Origin of the sequence: Erwinia sp. LJJL01 (assembly GCF_047300805.2) — a bacterium.
Lineage (GTDB): Bacteria > Pseudomonadota > Gammaproteobacteria > Enterobacterales > Enterobacteriaceae > Erwinia > Erwinia aphidicola.
In genome coordinates, this window is sequence record NZ_CP178576.1 from 2,693,836 (window position 1) to 2,713,358 (window position 19,523).

Annotated in this window: 15 protein-coding genes and 1 other annotated feature; of the genes, 8 read left to right on the forward strand and 7 right to left on the reverse strand. The window is 58.8% G+C overall.

Translation table 11 applies throughout. The features are described from left to right. Positions 1 to 20: 20 nt before the first annotated feature. From urtA to atzF, 4 genes are read right to left on the reverse strand one after another with little or no spacing between them, the layout of a single operon-like run. A complete protein-coding gene (gene urtA, locus ACLI4M_RS13355) occupies positions 21 to 1,289 on the reverse strand; it encodes an urea ABC transporter substrate-binding protein (RefSeq protein ID WP_048914769.1) in 1,269 nt (422 codons plus the stop codon). A gap of 27 nt (positions 1,290 to 1,316) precedes the next feature. Beyond that, a complete protein-coding gene (locus ACLI4M_RS13360) occupies positions 1,317 to 2,018 on the reverse strand; it encodes a GntR family transcriptional regulator (RefSeq protein WP_208864895.1) in 702 nt (233 codons plus the stop codon). Between the two features lie 2 nt (positions 2,019 to 2,020). Next, complete coding sequence (gene uca, locus ACLI4M_RS13365) at positions 2,021 to 5,638, reverse strand: urea carboxylase (RefSeq protein WP_133624593.1); 3,618 nt, start codon at positions 5,636 to 5,638, stop codon at positions 2,021 to 2,023. Continuing rightward, positions 5,631 to 7,430: an allophanate hydrolase gene (atzF, locus tag ACLI4M_RS13370; RefSeq protein ID WP_133624591.1), complete on the reverse strand. Its 1,800-nt coding sequence runs from the start codon at positions 7,428 to 7,430 to the stop codon at positions 5,631 to 5,633. The genes uca and atzF overlap by 8 nt, the downstream gene beginning before the upstream one ends. A gap of 1,021 nt (positions 7,431 to 8,451) precedes the next feature. Here atzF and sltY point away from each other — a divergent pair. Then, entirely contained in the window at positions 8,452 to 10,374 is a 1,923-nt protein-coding gene (sltY, locus tag ACLI4M_RS13375; RefSeq protein ID WP_133624589.1) for a murein transglycosylase, read from the forward strand. Positions 10,375 to 10,442: 68 nt separating this feature from the next. Then, positions 10,443 to 10,775, forward strand: coding sequence for a trp operon repressor (gene trpR, locus ACLI4M_RS13380; protein WP_048914775.1), 333 nt, complete (start codon positions 10,443 to 10,445; stop codon positions 10,773 to 10,775). Here the strand turns inward: trpR and yjjX are convergent. Next, positions 10,761 to 11,306: an inosine/xanthosine triphosphatase gene (gene yjjX, locus ACLI4M_RS13385; RefSeq protein WP_048914776.1), complete on the reverse strand. Its 546-nt coding sequence runs from the start codon at positions 11,304 to 11,306 to the stop codon at positions 10,761 to 10,763. The genes trpR and yjjX overlap by 15 nt on opposite strands. A 50-nt stretch (positions 11,307 to 11,356) precedes the next feature. Between yjjX and gpmB the strand changes: the two genes are divergently transcribed. Next, positions 11,357 to 12,004, forward strand: a complete 648-nt coding sequence (gpmB, locus tag ACLI4M_RS13390; protein WP_062818081.1) for a 2,3-diphosphoglycerate-dependent phosphoglycerate mutase GpmB — start codon at positions 11,357 to 11,359, stop codon at positions 12,002 to 12,004. Between the two features lie 56 nt (positions 12,005 to 12,060). On the opposite strand, the gene robA is transcribed toward gpmB, so the two are convergent. After that, on the reverse strand, positions 12,061 to 12,939 hold the full coding sequence (gene robA / locus ACLI4M_RS13395; RefSeq protein WP_048914778.1) for an MDR efflux pump AcrAB transcriptional activator RobA: 879 nt from the start codon (positions 12,937 to 12,939) through the stop codon (positions 12,061 to 12,063). Between the two features lie 206 nt (positions 12,940 to 13,145). On the opposite strand from robA, the gene creA reads away from it, so the two are divergent. After that, on the forward strand, positions 13,146 to 13,622 hold the full coding sequence (gene creA / locus ACLI4M_RS13400) for a protein CreA (protein ID WP_133624587.1): 477 nt from the start codon (positions 13,146 to 13,148) through the stop codon (positions 13,620 to 13,622). 129 nt (positions 13,623 to 13,751) lie between these two features. On the opposite strand, the gene arcA is transcribed toward creA, so the two are convergent. Continuing rightward, a complete protein-coding gene (arcA, locus tag ACLI4M_RS13405; RefSeq protein ID WP_048914780.1) occupies positions 13,752 to 14,468 on the reverse strand; it encodes a two-component system response regulator ArcA in 717 nt (238 codons plus the stop codon). Positions 14,469 to 15,087: 619 nt separating this feature from the next. Here arcA and ACLI4M_RS13410 point away from each other — a divergent pair. From ACLI4M_RS13410 to thrB, 4 genes are all read left to right on the forward strand, one after another. Continuing rightward, positions 15,088 to 15,792 (forward strand): tRNA/rRNA methyltransferase, encoded by a 705-nt coding sequence (locus ACLI4M_RS13410; RefSeq protein WP_133624585.1) that lies wholly within the window; start codon positions 15,088 to 15,090, stop codon positions 15,790 to 15,792. Positions 15,793 to 15,972: 180 nt separating this feature from the next. Continuing rightward, a complete protein-coding gene (gene thrL, locus ACLI4M_RS13415; protein ID WP_133625123.1) occupies positions 15,973 to 16,044 on the forward strand; it encodes a thr operon leader peptide in 72 nt (23 codons plus the stop codon). Beyond that, positions 15,980 to 16,101 (forward strand) — a sequence feature (Thr leader region). (Overlaps the previous gene by 65 nt.) Positions 16,102 to 16,126: 25 nt before the next feature. Then, positions 16,127 to 18,589 carry a bifunctional aspartate kinase/homoserine dehydrogenase I gene (gene thrA / locus ACLI4M_RS13420; RefSeq protein WP_048914782.1) on the forward strand — a complete coding sequence of 821 codons (2,463 nt, stop codon included), beginning with the start codon at positions 16,127 to 16,129 and terminating at the stop codon, positions 18,587 to 18,589. A gap of 2 nt (positions 18,590 to 18,591) precedes the next feature. Further along, a complete protein-coding gene (gene thrB / locus ACLI4M_RS13425) occupies positions 18,592 to 19,521 on the forward strand; it encodes a homoserine kinase (protein ID WP_133624583.1) in 930 nt (309 codons plus the stop codon). Positions 19,522 to 19,523: the final 2 nt, after the last annotated feature.

Below are 19,523 nucleotides of genomic sequence, written 5' to 3' on the forward strand. Positions count from 1 at the left end.
CCCTACAATTTGACGGCGGATTAATTGCTGGTTTTTACCGGGCTATCCGGCTTTTTATCGTTGCCGGCGATATACGGGCTCCACGGCTGGGCGCGCACCGGTTTGTCGGTCTGCCAGACCACGTTGAACTGGCCGTTATCTTCGATCTCGCCAATCATCACCGGCTTGTGCAGGTGGTGGTTGGTCTGATCCATGGTCAGGGTGAAGCCGTCCGGCGCGGCAAAGGTCTGCCCGGCCATCGCCGCACGCACTTTATCCACGTCGGTGGTGCCCGCTTTTTCGACCGCCTGCGCCCACATATGGATGCCGACATAGGTGGCTTCCATTGGGTCGTTGGTCACCACGGTATCGGCGTTCGGCAGCTTGTGCGCTTTGGCGTAAGCACGGTAGGCAGCGACGAACTGCTTGTTGGTTGGGTTATCCACCGACTCGAAGTAGTTCCACGCGGCGAGGTTGCCGACCAGCGGTTTAGTGTCGATGCCGCGCAGCTCCTCTTCGCCCACCGAGAAGGCGACGACCGGAACATCGGTGGCTTTGATGCCCTGGTTAGCCAGCTCTTTATAGAACGGCACGTTGGAGTCACCGTTGATGGTGGAGACCACCGCCGTTTTACCGCCCGCCGAGAATTTCTTAATGTTGGCGACGATAGTCTGATAGTCGCTGTAGCCAAACGGCGTATAGACCTCTTCGATGTCGCTATCCTTCACGCCTTTTGAGTGCAGGAAGGCGCGCAGGATTTTGTTGGTGGTGCGCGGGTAGACGTAGTCAGTGCCGAGCAGGAAGAAGCGCTTAGCGGAACCGCCATCCTCGCTCATCAGATATTCCACCGCCGGGATCGCCTGCTGGTTTGGCGCGGCGCCGGTGTAGAACACGTTGGGCGACATCTCTTCGCCTTCATACTGCACTGGGTAGAACAGCAGGCCGTTCAGCTCCTCAAACACCGGCAGCACGGACTTGCGCGACACCGAGGTCCAGCAGCCGAACACCACGGCGGCTTTATCCTGAGTCAGCAGCTGGCGCGCCTTTTCGGCAAACAGTGGCCAGTTAGAAGCCGGGTCAACCACCACCGGCTCCAGTTTTTTCCCCAGCACGCCGCCTTTGGCGTTGATCTCATCAATGGTCATCAGCGCCACATCCTTCAGCGGTGATTCGGAAATCGCCATAGTGCCGGACAGGGAATGCATAATCCCCACTTTGATGGTGTCAGCCGCCTGCACGCTCCACGACAGACCCATTGCCACAACGCTGGCAGACAGCGCGAATGCCTTGATCAACGAACGTCTCTTCATCAGTAAACCCCTAAAAGTAGTGAAAGATTATGTGGGTGAAACAGGGTGTAGCCTTGCCTGCTGTAACATATGGAGAGTGATTTTTCTGACCTCGGCCCGACTGACGGCAATGTGATCGGTCAGGATGCGCTGAGCCTCCTCGCTGTGCTGATGCAATATCGCGCGTAAAATGCGCGCGTGTTCGTGATAGGTGGCGCTAATGCGATCCGCGCGGGTGAAGTCGAGGCGGCGAATAATGCGGATTTTCTCCGTCAGTTCGGCGTGAATACGCGCCATTTCGCTGTTGCCTGCGCTGGCGACCAGCGCCAGATGAAACGCCTCGTCGTGCAGCGACACGGCGTTGCCGTCTGCCAAAGGCGCTTCGTCGATCCAGAAGCAGGTCAGCCGGGTCAGCAGCTGGGCGCAGTCAGCGCCAGGCAGGCGGCACAGGCGTTTCACCGCTTCGCACTCCAGCACGATGCGCAGGTCGTACAGCTCTTCGAAGTAGGCGAAGTCGAACTGCCGCACCTGCCAGCCGCTGCGGAACCACACCTCGACATAGCCTTCGCGCTCCAGGCGAAACAGGGCCTGGCGCACCGGCGTGCGGCTGACCTCCATGCGCTCCGCCACTTCGCTTTCGCTGAAGCGGTCGCCCGGCATCAGGCGAAAGTCGAAGATGTCGTTTTTCAGCTGCTGGTAAACGCGATCGGCCAGCGCTTCCGGCCGATCTTTACTGCGTTTGGCCTCCATGACTATTCCAGCCATAGCAGGGCATCGCCGGGGCTGACCGGGCGGCCTGGCTGGCAGCCGATGCGCTTCACGCGCCCGGCCTGTGGGGCGTTGATCGCCAGCTCCATTTTCATCGCTTCTACGATGATCAATGGCTGCCCGGCTGCCACTTCGTCGCCCGGCTGCACCAGCACTTTCCAGATATTGCCGTTCATGTCGGCGCTGACCTGCAGCGCGCCGTCATCCTCTGGCGCCGGGCACAGCGTCTCTTCGCTGGTCACCGGAGCGCCTTCCTCCTCCTGCGCCCACAGCGCCACTTCGGTCTCAAAGGCGCTGGCCTGCCTGCGGCGGAATTCAGCGATAGAGTGCGCATTTTCGTTAAGAAACTGCGTATGTTCGGCGAAATCAAACAGCGACGGCTCGATGCGAATGGTGGCGCGCCCCTCGCGGAAGTCGTCGCGCAGCACGTCCAGCTCGGCTTCGCTCACCGGGTAGAAACGGACCTGGTCGAAGAAGCGCAGCAGCCACGGCTCGCTGGCGGCGAACTGTTCGTTCTTAAGGAACTTGTTCCAGATTGGCAGCGTGCGCCCGACCAGCTGGTAGCCGCCCGGTGAGTCCATGCCGTAGATGCACATGTACATGCCGCCGATGCCGACGGTACCTTCGGCGGTAAAGGTGCGCGCCGGGTTGTATTTCGAGCTCAGCAGGCGGTGGCGCGGGTCGATCGGCACGGCGCACGGTGCGCCGAGGTAAACGTCGCCGAGGCCGAGGATCAGGTAGCTGGCATCAAAAAGGGTGCTGCTGACCTCTTCACGGCTGCTGAGGCCGTTAATACGCTGGATGAAATCAACGTTGTTGGGCAGCCACGGCGCGCTGGCGCGCACGGTTTCGGCATAGCGCTCAACCGCGCCCAGCGTGGCGCTATCCTCAAAGGCCATCGGCAGGTGAACGATGCGCGACGGCACTTTCATCTGCGTGACGTCGCCGAGATTTTTTTCCAGCTGAAGCAGCAGGGTCATCAGCTGTTTCTGGCTGAGGATCTGGCTGTCGTAGCGAATTTGCAGCGAGCGCACGCCCGGAGACAGCTCCTCCACCCCCGGCTGGCCGGACTCGCGCAGCGCGGTCATCAGCAGGTGAACGCGCAGGCGCAGCGCCAGATCCAGCACGTTGTCGCCATACTCCAGCAGGATGTAGTTGTCGCCCGCCTGGCGATAAATCGCGGTTGGCGTGCTGGTAGTGGCTTTGATCGCCGCCAGAACCGTGGCCGAGCCCTGTGCGGTTTGCGCCAGTGACGGCACGGCAAAGGGGGCGCAGTGCAGGGCGCTCAGGCTGTCGACGCTGCGGTCCTGCGCCTGCTCCAGCGCGTGCGCCTCGTCGAAACCGATCGGATGGAAGCGGATGCGGTCACCCGGTTTCACCTGGCCAACCTTCCACAGCTCGGCTTTGGCGATGGTCACCGGGCAGACGAAGCCGCCGAGGCTCGGTCCGTCACGGGTGAGGATCACCGGGAAGTCGCCGGTAAAGTTGACCGCACCGATGGCGTATTCACAGTCGTGGACGTTGGACGGATGCAGACCGGCTTCGCCGCCGTTGGCGCGTGCCCACCCCGGTTTTGGGCCGACTAAGCGCACCCCGAGGCGGTTTGAGTTGTAGTGCACCTGCCACTCGGCGGCGAAGAACTCGTCAATCGACTGCTGGGTGAAGAAGTCCGGGGCGCCGTGCGGGCCGTACAGCACGCCGATGCGCCACTCGTCGCCATACACAGGCTGCTGCGCCGGGGCCAGCGCGGCGGGTTCAGTCTGCGGGGCGGGCGTGGTGCAGGCGGCCAGCTCAGGCTGGGAGATCGCCAGCATATCGGCGACGCGCAGGGTGCGCCCGGCGTGGCCGCCAAACTGACCCAGGGCGAAGGTCGAGCGGCTGCAGAGGTATTCCGGCACGTCGAAACCGTTGCGCACCGCCAGATAGGTGCGGCAACCCTGCTGAGCACGGCCGAGGGTCAGCGTCTGCCCGGCTTTAACCTTTAGCGGCTGCCAGTACGCCACTTCTTCGCCGTCCAGCGCTGCCGGGCAGGCGGCACCGGTCAGGGCAATCAGCGCGTCGCTGTGAAAACGCAGGGTTGGCCCCTGAAGAGTGAACTCCAGCCCGGCGGCCTCTTTGGCATTGCCGACGATGCGGTTGGCCAGGCGAAAAGCGTAATCATCCATCGGGCCGGACGGCGGCACGCCGATGTCCCAGTAGCCGAGGCGGCCCGGATAGTCCTGAATGCTGCTCCAGGTGCCGGGCTGGATCACCTCGATCACCGGCGCTTTGGGCGTGAAGCCGTCGAGCAGGCGCGTCCAGACGTTGCCGGTGCGGAAGGCCTCGGTGGCGACGATCTGGCGCAGGTAGTCGAGGTTGGTGGCGATGCCGTGCAGGCGGGTTTCACTGAGCGCCGCCTGCATTTTTTCCAGCGCCGCCGCGCGGCTGTCGGCATGGACAATCAGCTTGGCGATCATCGGATCGTAGAACGGCGAAACTTCGGTGCCGGTACTAATCCAGCTGTCGACGCGCACCCCCTCCGGGAAGCAGACTTCGGTCAATACGCCGGGGCTGGGCTGGAAATTTTTCAGCGGATCTTCAGCGTAAATACGCACTTCGATCGAGGCGCCCTGCGGCATCCGGGCCATCTTCGCCCAGTCCGGCTGTTCCCCGGCGGCGACCTGCAGCATACACTCCACCAGATCCAGCCCGGTCACGCACTCGGTGACCGGGTGCTCCACCTGTAAGCGGGTGTTCACTTCGAGGAAAAAGAATTCGTCGCGCGCCGCGTCATAGATATATTCCACCGTCCCGGCGCTGCGATAGTTGACCAGTTCGCCGAGCTTAACGGCGGATGCCAGCAGGGCAGCGCGGGTGGCGGCAGGCAGGTTCGGCGCTGGGGTCTCTTCCACCACTTTCTGATTACGGCGCTGCAGCGAGCAGTCGCGTTCGCCGAGGGCCACAACCTTGCCTTTACCGTCACCGAAGATCTGTACTTCGACGTGGCGCGCCTGGTCGATGCAGCGCTCCAGAAACACCCCTGCGTCGCTGAAGAACTGTTCGCCGAGGCGGCGCACGCTCTCCCAGGCGCTGATGAGTGCGGCCTCATCCGCGCAGCGCGTCAGGCCGATGCCGCCACCGCCCGCGGTGCTTTTCAGCATCACCGGGTAGCCGATGCGGGTGGCGGCTGCGATGGCATCGTCCAGTGAGGCCAGCAGCGGGGTGCCGGGCGTCATCGGCACGCCAGCGGCGGCGGCCAGCTCGCGCGCGCGGTGCTTGAGGCCAAACTCGCCAATCTGCTGCGCGGTCGGGCCGACAAATTCAATCCCGGCCGCTTCACAGGCGACGGCGAAGGCCAGGCTCTCGGAGAGAAAGCCGTAGCCCGGCCAGATCGCTTCGGCACCGCTCTGTTTGGCGGCGGTGAGGATCTTGTCGATTGCCAGGTAGCTGTCGCTGGCTTTATCCCCGCCGAGGGCGATAGCGATGTCGGCATCTTTGACGTGCTGTGCGTTTTTATCGGCGTCGGAGTAGACCGCCACGCTGGTCACGCCGAGGCGCTTCAGGGTGCGGATGGCGCGGCAGGCAATTTCGCCGCGGTTAGCGATCAGAACAGTGCTAAACATGTGATTTCTCCTCGCGGCTCAGCCAGCGACGCCAGCCGCCGAATTCGGTAATGTCAGTGGCCTGCGTCAGCGCCGCAGGTTCGCAGATAAAGCCTTTCACCGTGCGGCCATCGGCCAGTTCCAGCGTACCGATGCCGAGCGGGGCGGGGATCTCCGCCACGAACTCGCCAAAGCGCGCCAGCGGGATATCCCACAGCTCAACGATAATGGCGCTGCCTGCGCTATCGCGTGCCAGGCCCGGCTTTGGCGGGGTAGTGTTGGCCAGCGCGTACAGGCGGTAGCAGGCGGCGGTGGTGGTCTCTTCAACCCGCACCGCATCGCGGCGCGTCAGCTGGTGGTTGAGCGGCATTCCGCTAAGGTGCGCGCCGACCACCGCCACGCGCACGTGCAGCGCGGAGGCAGGCAGATCGTTGGCGAACGGCAGCGGCCTGCCGGTGGCGCCGAGGCTCAGGGCCTGGCGCTTCTGCCAGCGGCTGCCAAAGGTCGCCAGCGCCCGGTCATACCAGGCTGGGGCGATCAGCGTAATGCCCGCAGGCAGGCCGTCGGCGCGGAACGGGCCCGGCAGCGCAAGGGCTGACAGGTCGGCGAGGTTGGTGAAGTTGGTGTAAGTGCCGAACTGCGAGTTGTAGCGCACCGGCTCCTGCTTCATCTCTTCCAGGGTGTGAATGGTCGGCGAGGTGGGCACCACTAAGGCGTCGAACTGGCTCAGCGTCTGTTGGATCTGACGGGTCAGTTCGGCCCGCAGGTACTCAGCCTTAAAGGCATCCACCGCGCTGTAGCTGTTGCCGCTGGCAACGATGCCATACACCACCGGGTCCATCTCTTCCGGGCGCGACAGCATTTCGCCCACCGCCACGGTGCGCTCTGCCACCCACGGGCCGTAGTAGAGCTGCTCGGCGAGTTGAGTGAAGGGGGTGAAGTCGATCGGATGCAGCGTGGCTCCGCCAGCGATTAATTTGTCCAGGGCGGCCTGCCACGCATCCTGCGCCTGTTGGTCACCGAAGAACTCCGGGCTGGCCGGAATCGCGAAACGCGCCGCTTCCGGCAGCGAGGCCGGGGCAAGGCCTGGGTTAACACGCGAGTAGGCGTCGAGGCTGTCATAACCCCCGGCGCAGCTGGCGGCGAGGAAGGCATCTTCCACCGTCAGGGCAAAAATTGAGAGGGTGTCATTCAGGCGGCAGGCGGGCACCACGCCGGTGGCGGAGAGCCAGCCTTTGGTGGGCTTCAGGCCAACGATATTGTTAAACCCGGCCGGAACGCGCCCGGAGCCGGCCGTGTCGGTGCCAAGGGCGAAGCACACCAGGCCGCGCGCGGTGACGGAGGCAGAGCCAGAGCTGGACCCGCCGCTGACGTAGTCAGGATTAAAGGTGTTACACACCGCGCCAAACGGCGAGCGCGTGCCGACCAGCCCGGTGGCGTATTGATCGAGATTGGTTTTGCCGATGGCAATCGCGCCTGCGGCCTTGAGATTCGCGACTGCCACGGCATCGCTTTCCGCGGTGTAGGTAAATGCCGGGCAGGCGGCGCTGGTCGGCCAGCCGGCAATATCAATATTGTCTTTCACCGCAAAGGGGACGCCAAACAGCGGCAGCGAGGCGGGATCCTGCTGCCAGGCGACCAGCAGCGGTTCCAGCTGCGCACGCAGCTGCGCCTTCGTCGCCAGGTAGAGCCAGGCGTTGTCATCGATAGAGAGCGAGGCCAGCAGCGCCTCCAGCGTGGAGAGCACCTCCTGTGGATGCTGCTGATGGTGCTGCTGCCACTGCTGGAGCGTAAACCCGGTGGTCAAAGCCATATGTTGAATTCCGTCTGGTATACAAGATGGAATTCAACAAAGCAAACGATGTGCCAGTTTTTAATATATTGATTTAAAGCGATATTTTAAAAGTCAGAGTGACCGCATGCACGCTCAGTGCGCAGGCTTTGTACAAAGTTGGGGCAAGGGTTGAACCGTTGCAGGGGGCGACCGCTTTTTTGTGGCGCCCCGTGTCTTCAATGCCGGGTCGATCGAAAAAGAAGATCGACCCCTACAAAGGAATGCGAACGTGCCGAGCGAAAAAATGGCGTAGGGGGCGACCGCTTTTTTTGGTCGCCCCGTGTTTTCAATGCCGGGTCGATCGAAAAAGAGGATCGACCCCTACAATGGAATGCGGGCGTGCCGAGCGAAAAAAATGGCGTAGGGGGCGACCGCTTTTTTTGGTCGCCCCGTGTTTGCAATGCCGGGCCGATCGAAAAAGAGGATCGATCCCTACAATGGAATGCGAACGTGCCGAGCGAAAAAATGGCGTAGGGGGCGACCGCTTTTTTTGGTCGCCCCGTGTTTGCAATACCGGGTCGTTCGAAAAAGAGGATCGACCCCTACAATGGAATGCGAGCGTGCCGAGCGAAAAAATGGCGTAGGGGGCGACCGCTTTTTTTGGTCGCTCCGTGTTTTCAATGCCGGGTCGATCGAAAAAGAAGATCGACCCCTACAATGGAATGCGAGCGGGCCGGGCGAAAAAATGGCGTAGGGGGCGACCGCTTTTTTTGGTCGCCCCGTGTCTTCAAAACCGGGTCGATCGAAAAAGAAGATCGGCCCCTGCAGTGGAATGCGAGCGTGCCGAGCGAAAAAATGGCGTAGGGGTCGACCGCTTTTTTTGGTCGCCCCGTGTTTTCAATGCCGGGTCGATCGAAAAAGAGGATCGACCCCTACAGAGGGGTGGGTGTCATTCCGTAAATATTTGTTCAGTTCATGGCACGTTGGGCCGCTCCTGGTTAGCATGAAGGGGATACATTTCGCGGTTCAGGATAATTAAGGCGGTAACGTGGGGAAAGTCATGGCGGACAAGTGGCAGTTATGGGTAGTAGCGGCGTGCTTAACGGCAGCCACCGGCAGTGCCTGGGCGGATTCACTGGATGAACAGCGTACCCGCTACCTGCAAATTAAGCAGGCGTGGGACAGCAAGCAGATGGATACCGTCGACCAGCTGATGCCGACGCTGCGCGATTATCCGCTCTATCCCTATCTGGAGTATCGCCAGCTGGCGCAGAACCTCGATCAGGAGACCGGGCTGGCGGTGAACGCATTTATCCAACGTTACCCGACGCTGCCGCCGGTGCGCTCGCTCTCCTCACGCTTTGTTAATGAACTGGCCCGCCGCGAAGACTGGCGCGGGCTGCTGGTGTTCAGCCCGCAGGCGCCGAAGCCGGTGGCGGCGCGCTGCAACTGGTATTACGCCAAATGGGCAACCGGCGAGCAGCAGGTGGCCTGGGAGGGAGCCAAGTCGATCTGGCTGACCGGAACCTCGCTGCCCGCTACCTGCGACAAGCTGTTTACCGTCTGGCAGCAGGCCGGGCAGCAAAACCCGATCACCACGCTGGAGCGTATCCGCCTGGCGATGAAGGCGGGCAACTCGAGCCTGGTGAATTTCCTTGCTAAGCAGCTGCCGCAGGATTATCAGACCATTGCCAATGCGGTGATGGATCTGCAAAACAATCCGGGCACCATTGAGAGCTTCGCACGCAGCGTGGGGCCGACCGACTTTACCCGCCAGGCCACGGTGATTGCCTTTGCCAGCGTGGCGCGCAGCGATGTGGAAAATGCGCGCCAGATGATCCCGACGCTGGTGCAGCTGCAAAAGCTCGACGAGCAGCAGGCGCAGGAGCTGAAAGAGACGGTGGCCTGGCGTCTGATGGGCAACGATATCACCAGCGAACAGGCGCGCTGGCGCGACGATGTGGTGATGCGCAGCGATTCAACGTCGCTGATTGAGCGGCGGGTGCGCATGTCGCTCGGCAATAACGATCGCCGCGGTATGAATACCTGGATCGCCCGTCTGCCGGTGGAAGCAAAAGAGAAAGACGAGTGGCAGTACTGGCAGGCCGACCTGCTGCTGGAGCAGGGGCGCAAGGATGAAGCGCAAGGCATTCTGCGCAAGCTGATGCAGGAGCGCGGCTTCTACCCGATGGCCGCTGCGCAAAAGCTGGGCGTGGACTATCCGCTGCAGGTCGATAAAGCCCCGGCGGTCGACAGCAGCCTGACCAGCGGCCCTGAGATTGCCCGCGTGCGCGAGCTGATGTACTGGGGGATGGATAACCTGGCGCGCAGCGAGTGGAGCTACCTGGTCTCCAGCCGCACCACCTCGCAGCAGCAGATGCTGGCCAGCTACGCGCGCCAGCAGAACTGGTGGGATCTCAGCGTGCAGGCGACGATCACCGGCAAACTGTGGAACAGCCTGCAGGAGCGTTTCCCCATCGCCTGGCAGCCGCAGTTTGAACGCAATATCAGCGGCAAGAGCATCCCGATCAGCTATGCCATGGCGATCGCACGCCAGGAGAGCGCCTGGAACCCGAAAGCGCGATCTCCGGTGGGCGCAGCGGGCCTGATGCAGGTGATGCCCGCCACGGCGCAGCACACCGTGACTAAATTTGCTATTCCGGGCTACAGCAACAGCAGCCAGCTGCTGGATGCGGAAACCAATATCCAGATTGGTACGCAGTATCTGGAATCGGTCTATCAGCAGTTTGGTCAGAACCGTATCTTTGCCTCGGCGGCGTACAACGCGGGTCCGTCACGGGTGCGCACCTGGCAGGGCAACAGCGCCGGGCGCATTGACGTGGTGGCGTTTGTCGAGACGATCCCGTTTTCAGAAACCCGTGGCTACGTGAAGAACGTGCTGGCGTATGACGCTTACTACCGCCACTTCCTGAATAAATCCGATAAGCTGTTTGCCGACAGCGAGTGGCAGCAGCGCTACTGATCGCTGCTTCAAGTCTGTAGGTGATGATGATATGCTTCCGTACTAGTTAAATAGTATGGCGGCCTATCATGAACGAACATGCACCCATTCCCGTTACCGCAGAGCCAGCCAATGAAGACTGGCTGCGCTTTGTCACGCTGCTACAGCGCGCCTATCAGGGTGAGCTGCATCTGCCGCTGCTGCAGCTGATGCTGACCCCGGACGAGCGTGAAGCGCTGGGAACCCGGCTACGGATTATTGAAGAGCTGATGCGCGGCAAGATGAGCCAGCGTGAGCTGAAGAATGAGCTGGGTGCGGGGATTGCCACGATTACCCGTGGCTCGAACAGCCTGAAAAGTGCGCCGCCAGCCCTGAAGCAGTGGCTGGAGGCGCAGCTGCTAAATGGCTCAGATAAGGTCTGAGCCATCATCGGCTTTGCGCTGATAGATGTCGTTATGGAACGGGCACAGCGCGAGGATCAGCGCCTGATGGTAAACGCTGGTGCGCGTCAGATGGCCTGCGGTAAACGCCCCGATAGCACCACCTTTGTGCTTAATATTCTCAACACCGGTCAGGCGCGCCATCTCATCACCCAGCTCGCGCCCGGCGTGAATGCCCTTCATCACAATCGCCGGCAGGGTGAAGCTGGCAGAGCGTGATTCACCACGCAGCTTATGGTTTTCTATCACCATCCACGCGAAGGCGCTGTCATCTTCAATACCGGCTTCAATCGCGACCCAAAAGTCGGCTTCTGGTCTGACCTGGCGAGCATTCATCACGCGCTGACGTGCGCCAGTTCGCGTTTCTGTGTTTGTGATCGGCTGTGCGGCCACGCCGCTATCGACCTCGACACCTTCAATATGGCAGGATCCCTCGCCAAATATATCGCTGAACGCTTGAGAAATTGCCTTAATTTTGGCGGGATTGATGGTAGCAGCGACAACATGGTACATAATTGTTTGAACCCTCTACGCAAATTTGTCGCAGTATAACGGAAAAAAGCATGTTACAGGTCTATCTTGTTCGCCACGGAGAAACGCTATGGAATGCGGCTCGTCGCATTCAGGGCCAGTCAGACAGCGCGCTGACTGAAAAAGGAGAGCAGCAGGCTCATCAGGTGGGGGAGCGAGTGAAGCAGCTCGGAATTACCCATGTGATCGCCAGCGATCTGGGCCGTACCCGCCGTACCGCCGAGATCATTGCCGATGCCTGCGGTTGTGAAGTGACACTCGACCCACGCCTGCGTGAGCTGAATATGGGCGTGCTGGAACAGCGCCAGCTGGATTCACTCAGCGCTGAGGAAGAGGGCTGGCGCAAAACGCTGGTGGATGGCACCGTCAATGGCCGCATCCCGCAAGGGGAGTCGATGAGCGAAATGGCGGCGCGCATGCATCAGGCGCTCAATGCCTGCCTCGAACTGCCCGAGGGGAGCCGTCCGCTGATTGTCAGCCACGGCATGGCGCTGGGCGTGCTGCTGAGCACCATTCTGGGGCTGCCAGCGAATGCTGAACGCCGTCTGCGCCTGCGCAACTGTTCCCTCTCTCGGGTTGATCATCAACAGAGCGCGTGGCTGGCTTCTGGCTGGGTGGTGGAAACGGCCGGGGATGTGGCGCATCTTGAACAGACGTCACTCGACGAACTGCAGCGCTAATGGAATGCCTGAGATAAACAGGGCCGCAGTGAGCGGCCCTTTTGACATCTGTCTGCTTAATCCTGATTGTGACGGATCGGGATCAGATATTCACAGCGAATATCGACCGGAGGTTCAGCGCGCTTCTTACCGCCGTGGGTGTAGAAACGCTCAATATCCTGACCGTGGCGACGTGTCAGTTTCAGTGTCGGCATACAGGTTCCGTAGATTTGCAGGACAAACTCCTGAAGACCGCTACGCGGCCCTTCATAGGTAAACTGTACGTAATCCCCGCCTTCCAACATCACCCGCTGAGTGGCATGAAGCTGGCTGGACATCTGATCGGACGTCACGGCGGTGGTATACAGGATCTCCTGCTCATCATCTTTTTCCGCACTCGGTCGCGACTGGTGCAGGCCATACAGCACCGGCGGAACCGTATCGGTCTCAGTCAGGAACTGGCGCCAGAAATGCAGGCGCATCTCATCGCGAAAGCGAGAAATCTGTTCCAGAGTGCAGGTGTAGCTTTGGGTTTGCCCTATCAGCTCGGTTTCCGGCAAACTGACCCACGTAGGTTCAGGCAGTTTGCTATCGCCAAGGCGAATAGGAGGCCGCAGGCCATAGGCATTCCAGTCTGATATCCGGCGATACCAGGCAGGGGTCTGGGTAAACTGTTTCTTGAAGGCCCGGGTGAAGGTCTGCTGGGAATCAAAACGATACTGTAAAGCGATGTCCAGAATTGGCCGGCTGGTCAGGCGTAGTGCCACTGCCGCTTTTGACAGGCGGCGGGCGCGAATATAAGCGCCAATCGCATGACCGGTGACGTCCTTAAACATTCTTTGCAGATGCCATTTTGAATATCCTGCCTTCGCCGCCACGTTATCCAGCGATAACGGTTGGTCCAGGTGGCTCTCCAGCCAGACAAGCAAATCTCGAATGATACCGGCTTGGTCCATAAATCGTCCTCATATTACTCAGTGTTGGTGCAGATAAGCAAAGCCGACGAATATTAGCATTAATTGCAAAGCAAGGTGTTGAATTTTAGCGGTAAGAATCCGCTTAATCACTGCAGGTTAACGACAAATCAAGAAATAGTTATAGGTAGGCGTTTGCGTTTAAGTTAACTTACAATGGCATCTATTTTCTTTGAAATGGTAACGTGATGACAATTAAAAAAGTGTTAGTAGCCGCGTCAGTGATAGCCACATCCTGGGCCGCACAGGCTGAACAGGTGGGTTCTGTGGACACCGTTTTTAAGATATTCGGTCCCGATCATAAAATAGTGGTCGAAGCCTTTGATGACCCTGATGTGAAAAATGTGACCTGCTATATCAGCCGGGCAAAAACCGGCGGAATCAAAGGGGGGCTGGGTTTGGCTGAGGATACCTCTGATGCCGCCATCTCCTGTCAGCAGGTTGGCCCAGTAGAGATCAGCGATAAGATTGCCAAAGGCAAAGCGGAAGGGGAGGTGGTATTCCGTCAGCGGACATCGCTTATTTTCAAGAAGCTGCAAGTTGTGCGTTTTTACGATCGGAAGCGCAACGCGCTGGTCTACCTGAGCTATTCAGACAAGGTTGTCGACGGTTCACCTAAGAATGCACTTAGCGCGGTACCGATTATACCGTGGGGAAATAAATAACGTACCTGACGGGATTGACGCGGGTCGAGCGGACCTTTGATACAGGTCGACCGGACCTTTGATACGGGTCGACCGGAAAAGAAGGTCGACCCCTACGGCAGAATGTCAATTTACAGGTGGCCCCTGCAATTAATCCTGCAAATCGCCGCAGAAGCGGTAACCTTCGCCGTGGATGGTGGCGATGATTTCCGGGGTGTCCGGAGTCGATTCGAAATGCTTACGGATGCGGCGAATCGTCACGTCGACGGTACGGTCGTGCGGTTTCAGCTCGCGGCCGGTCATTTTCTTCAGCAGATCGGCACGGGTCTGGATCTTGCCAGGGTTTTCGCAGAAGTGCAGCATGGCGCGGAATTCGCTACGCGGCAGCTTGTACTGCTCGCCCTGTGGGCTGACCAGTGAACGGCTGTTAATATCCAGCTCCCAGCCGTTAAAGCGGTAGGCTTCAACCAGCTTACGTTCTTCACTCACTGCCGCCAGGTTCATGGTGCGTGACAGCAGGTTGCGTGCGCGAATGGTTAATTCACGCGGATTGAACGGTTTGGTGATGTAATCATCTGCACCGATTTCAAGGCCGAGGATCTTGTCCACCTCATTATCGCGACCGGTGAGGAACATCAGGGCAACATTGGCCTGCTCGCGCAGCTCACGCGCCAGCAACAGGCCATTTTTACCCGGCAGGTTGATGTCCATAATCACCAGATTGACGTCGTTTTCAGTCAGGATCTGGTGCATTTCAGCGCCGTCTGTAGCTTCATAAACCATGTAGCCTTCGGCTTCAAAAATACTTTTGAGCGTATTACGAGTGACTAATTCGTCTTCAACGATAAGTATGTGCGGGGTCTGCATGTGTTCGCTACCTAAAATTGCCAACAATATCGAAACAGGGCATACCGCTGTTGGCGCTGGCAAAACCCAGTGTTCAGAGCCAGAAGCATAACAACAGCAGTACAGAATTATGTTCTTGATACACCATCCATTACCGTCAACAACATATGTAGCGCAGCCATTAGGATGAATCCTGCATGCCCCGGCAGTGCTCAAAACGGTGTATATCCTAACTGCATTAACAGCAACATAACAGCAAAGGCAACAACCATTACGCAACAAAACAACGCTTAGTTGACTTATATCAAACCAATTGTAGCACGTTAACACTTTTGTGAAAAACTCTTCCCAGATTGCCAGCTTAGCTCACAAACCCGTAGAGAAGGTCACCTTTTAGCGTGAATAGTTAACAGCAGGTTTACGTTGTTTTTAACAAATGTTAATTGATTGATAGATAATGTTTTTGTCTGTGAAAAAACCAATTTTATAAGTTAATCAATAAAGAATGAGTATAACACTGCATCCAACGAATTTAAATCGGCGGGAAATAGCGTTGCTTTACTGTTAATTAATGCCGTTTGGATTTTTAAGGGCGGGCATGGCAAAGTAGGCGCCGTCATTTTTCTATATTGGGATATCTATGCGTTTTCCTCTGATCCTGGTTGCCCCTGCGCGTGCTGAAAATGTGGGTGCTGCCGCCCGTGCCATGAAAACCATGGGGTTTAGCGAATTACGCATCGTCGATAGTCAGGCGCATCTCGACCCGGCAGCAAAACGGGTGGCCCACGGCGCGGGCGAGATTCTGGAAAATGCCACCCAGTGGGGATCGCTAAGCGCGGCGCTGGCGGATATCGATTTCAGCATTGCGACGACCGCCCGCGCACGGGCGAAGTTCCGCTATTACGCGACGCCGCAGCAGGTACAGACAGTACTGGAAGAGAAGCAGCAGTGGGTCAAAAGCGCCGCGCTGGTGTTTGGCCGCGAGGACAGCGGGCTGACCAACGAGGAGCTGGCACAGGTTGACCTGCTGACCGGCATCCCGATGGCGTCTGACTACCCGTCACTGAATCTGGGCCAGGCGGTGATGGTTTACTGCTATCAGCTCTCCGCGCTGCGCCAGGTGAGTGCGCAAACGGCCGCTGCGGCAGAAGTGCCACAGCTGGATGCACTGCGCCAGCGTGCTGAGAATCTGCTGCATCAGCTGGACGTGGCCGCAGACGAAAAGCTGGCGGACTGGATGCAGCAGCGACTGGGCCTGCTGCAGCAGCGCGATACCGCTATGCTGCACCGACTGCTGCATGACGTAGAAAAAAAACTTATAGATAAAAACGCTGGCAAAAAGTAAAAAATTAGCGCGTTTTACTGCCTTTTTTTCTCTGCGTAACAGAACAGATCGGCGACGAAGCGAAAAAGGCTGAGCGGGCATCGCGGCACGAAAAGTGCCGTTTGATAAAAAAATTGACTTGGCCGACCGTTTGCTTTACTTCTGAAGGCCGACAGATTTTACAGACAGAATAAATCCAAAATGCGTAAACACAGCCTGATTGCCACAATCATTATTACCACCACCATTACCACAGGTAACGGTGCGGGCTGACGCATACAGGAAAAATCAAAAAAAAGCCCGCACCTAACCAGTGCGGGCTTTTTTTTCGGCAAAAATTCAGGAGAGCTTGAACATGCGAGTGCTGAAATTCGGTGGAACCTCGGTAGCCAATGCGGAACGTTTTCTGCGTGTGGCTGACATTCTGGAAAGCAATGCAAAGCAGGGACAGGTCGCTACCGTATTGTCCGCGCCAGCGAAGATTACCAATCACCTGGTGGCAATGATTGAGAAAACCATCAGCGGCCAGGACGCCACGCCGAACATCACTGATGCCGAGCGCATTTTTGCCGAACTGCTGCAGGGGCTGGCTGAAGCCCAGCCTGGCTTTAACGGCGACAAGCTGAAAGCGGTAGTCGACCAGGAGTTTGCCCAGCTTAAGCAGGTGCTGCACGGTATCGCGCTGCTGGGTCAGTGCCCGGACAGTGTCAATGCCGCCATCATCTGTCGCGGTGAAAAGCTCTCTATCGCCATCATGGAAGGGTTGCTGCAGGCGCGCGGTTATGGCGTCAGCGTGATTAACCCGGTTGAGCAGCTGCTGGCCGTCGGCCACTATCTGGAATCCACCGTTGATATTGCCGAATCCACCCGCCGCATCGCCGCACGCCTGATCCCGGCCAGCAATATGGTGCTGATGGCGGGCTTTACGGCCGGTAACGAACGCGGTGAGCTGGTGGTGCTGGGCCGTAACGGTTCTGACTACTCAGCCGCCGTGCTGGCTGCCTGCCTGCGTGCGGACTGCTGTGAGATCTGGACCGACGTTGACGGCGTGTATACCTGCGATCCGCGCCAGGTACCGGACGCCCGTCTGTTAAAATCAATGTCTTATCAGGAGGCGATGGAGCTCTCCTACTTCGGCGCCAAAGTGCTGCACCCGCGCACTATCTCACCTATTGCCCAGTTTCAAATCCCCTGCCTGATCAAAAATACCGCCAACCCACAGGCCCCCGGCACGCTGATCGGCGGCGACGGTAGTGATGAAGATAACCCGGTGAAAGGCATCACCAACCTGAATAATATGGCGATGTTCAACGTTTCTGGCCCGGGAATGAAGGGCATGGTCGGCATGGCGGCACGCGTGTTTGCGGCAATGTCGCGCAGCGGGATCTCGGTGGTGCTGATCACCCAGTCGTCGTCCGAATACAGCATCAGCTTCTGCGTGTCGCAGAGCGAGCTGGCGCGTGCGCGCCGCGTGCTGGAAGATGAGTTCTATCTGGAGCTGAAAGATGGCCTGCTGGAGCCGCTGGACGTGATGGAGCATCTGGCGGTGATATCGGTGGTGGGTGACGGCATGCGCACGCTGCGCGGCATCTCTGCCAAGTTCTTCTCCGCGCTGGCGCGCGCCAACATCAATATTGTGGCGATTGCACAGGGCTCCTCCGAGCGCTCCATTTCGGTGGTGGTGAATAATGACGAAGCAACCACTGGCGTGCGCGTGGTGCATCAGATGCTGTTTGCTACCGATCAGGTGATTGAAGTGTTCGTTATCGGCGTGGGTGGCGTGGGTGCTGCGCTAATCGACCAGCTACATCGTCAGCAGAGCTGGCTGAAGAACAAGCATATTGACCTGCGCGTCTGCGGTATCGCCAATTCACGCGCGCTGCTGACCAACGTGCACGGCATTCCGCTGGAGAACTGGCAGGAACAGCTGAAGGCGGCGAAGGAGCCGTTTGATCTGGGCCGTCTGAATCGTCTGGTGAAAGAGTATCACCTGCTGAATCCGGTGATTGTCGACTGTACCTCCAGCCAGCAGGTCGCCGACCAGTACGCTGATTTTCTCGCCGACGGTTTCCACGTGGTGACGCCGAATAAAAAGGCCAACACCTCAAGCTGGAATTACTATCAGCAGATGCGTGCGGCGGCGGCAAAATCGCGCCGTAAGTTCCTTTATGACACCAACGTCGGTGCCGGTCTGCCGGTGATTGAGAACCTGCAAAATCTGCTGAATGCCGGCGATGAGCTGATCAGCTTCTCGGGTATTCTTTCTGGCTCGCTGTCGTTTATTTTCGGCAAGCTGGATGAGGGCGTATCGCTCTCTGACGCGACGAAAATGGCGCGTGAGATGGGCTTTACCGAGCCGGATCCGCGGGAAGATCTCTCCGGCCTCGACGTGGCGCGTAAGCTGCTGATCCTCGCCCGCGAAGCGGGGCATCAGCTGGAGCTGAGCGACATTGAGATTGAAGCGCTGCTGCCGCCAGAACTGACCGCGATTGCCGATGTGGAAGCGTTTATGGCGCGCCTGCCGGAGCTGGATGACAGCATGGCGGCAAAAGTCGCCAGCGCCCGCGATGCGGGTAAAGTGCTGCGCTTTGTCGGTGCCATTGAAGAGGGCGGCATCTGTAAAGTGAAGATCGATGCGGTTGACGGCAACGATCCGCTGTATAAAGTGAAAAACGGTGAAAACGCGCTGGCCTTCTACAGCCGCTATTATCAGCCAATCCCACTGGTGCTGCGCGGTTATGGCGCCGGTAATGATGTGACCGCGGCAGGGGTGTTTGCCGATCTGTTACGTACTCTGTCGTGGAAGTTGGGAGTTTAATCATGGTTAAAATTCATGCCCCTGCCTCAATTGGCAATGTCAGCGTTGGTTTTGACGTGCTCGGGGCTGCGGTGTCGCCGGTTGATGGCACCCTGCTGGGGGACTCCGTGACCGTGGAAGCGGCCAGCGAGTTCAGCCTGCACAATGAAGGCAGCTTTGTCAGCAAACTGCCTGCCGACCCCAAAGAGAATATTGTCTATCAGTGCTGGGACCGCTTCTGTGAGGCGATCGGCAAGCGCGTACCGGTGAAGATGACGCTGGAAAAAAACATGCCGATTGGTTCCGGCCTTGGCTCCAGCGCCTGCTCGGTAGTGGCGGGCCTGATGGCGATGAACGAACACTGCGGCAAACCGCTGAACGACACGGAGCTGCTGGCGCTGATGGGCGAGTTAGAAGGGCGTATTTCCGGCAGCGTTCACTATGATAACGTGGCGCCTTGCTTCCTCGGCGGCATGCAGCTGATGCTGGAAGAGAACGGCATCATCAGCCAGCAGGTGCCAGGCTTTAGTGACTGGCTGTGGGTAATGGCCTATCCGGGGATTAAGGTTTCTACCGCCGAAGCCCGTGCGATCCTGCCTGCGCAGTATCGCAAAGAGGAGATTATTCGCCACGGTCGCTATCTCGGCGGTTTTATCCACGCCTGCCATACGCAGCAGCCGTTGCTGGCCGCGAAGCTGATGCAGGATGTGATTGCCGAACCGTACCGCACCAAATTGTTACCGGGCTTCGCACAAGCTCGCCAGGCCGCCGCCGATATCGGTGCGCTGGCCTGCGGTATTTCCGGCTCCGGCCCGACGCTGTTTGCCGTGTGCAACCAGCCGGATACCGCACAACGCATGGCAGAGTGGCTGCGTCAGCACTATCTGCAAAATGATGAAGGCTTCGTCCATATTTGCCGTTTAGACACGGCAGGCGCACGTAAACTGGGATAACG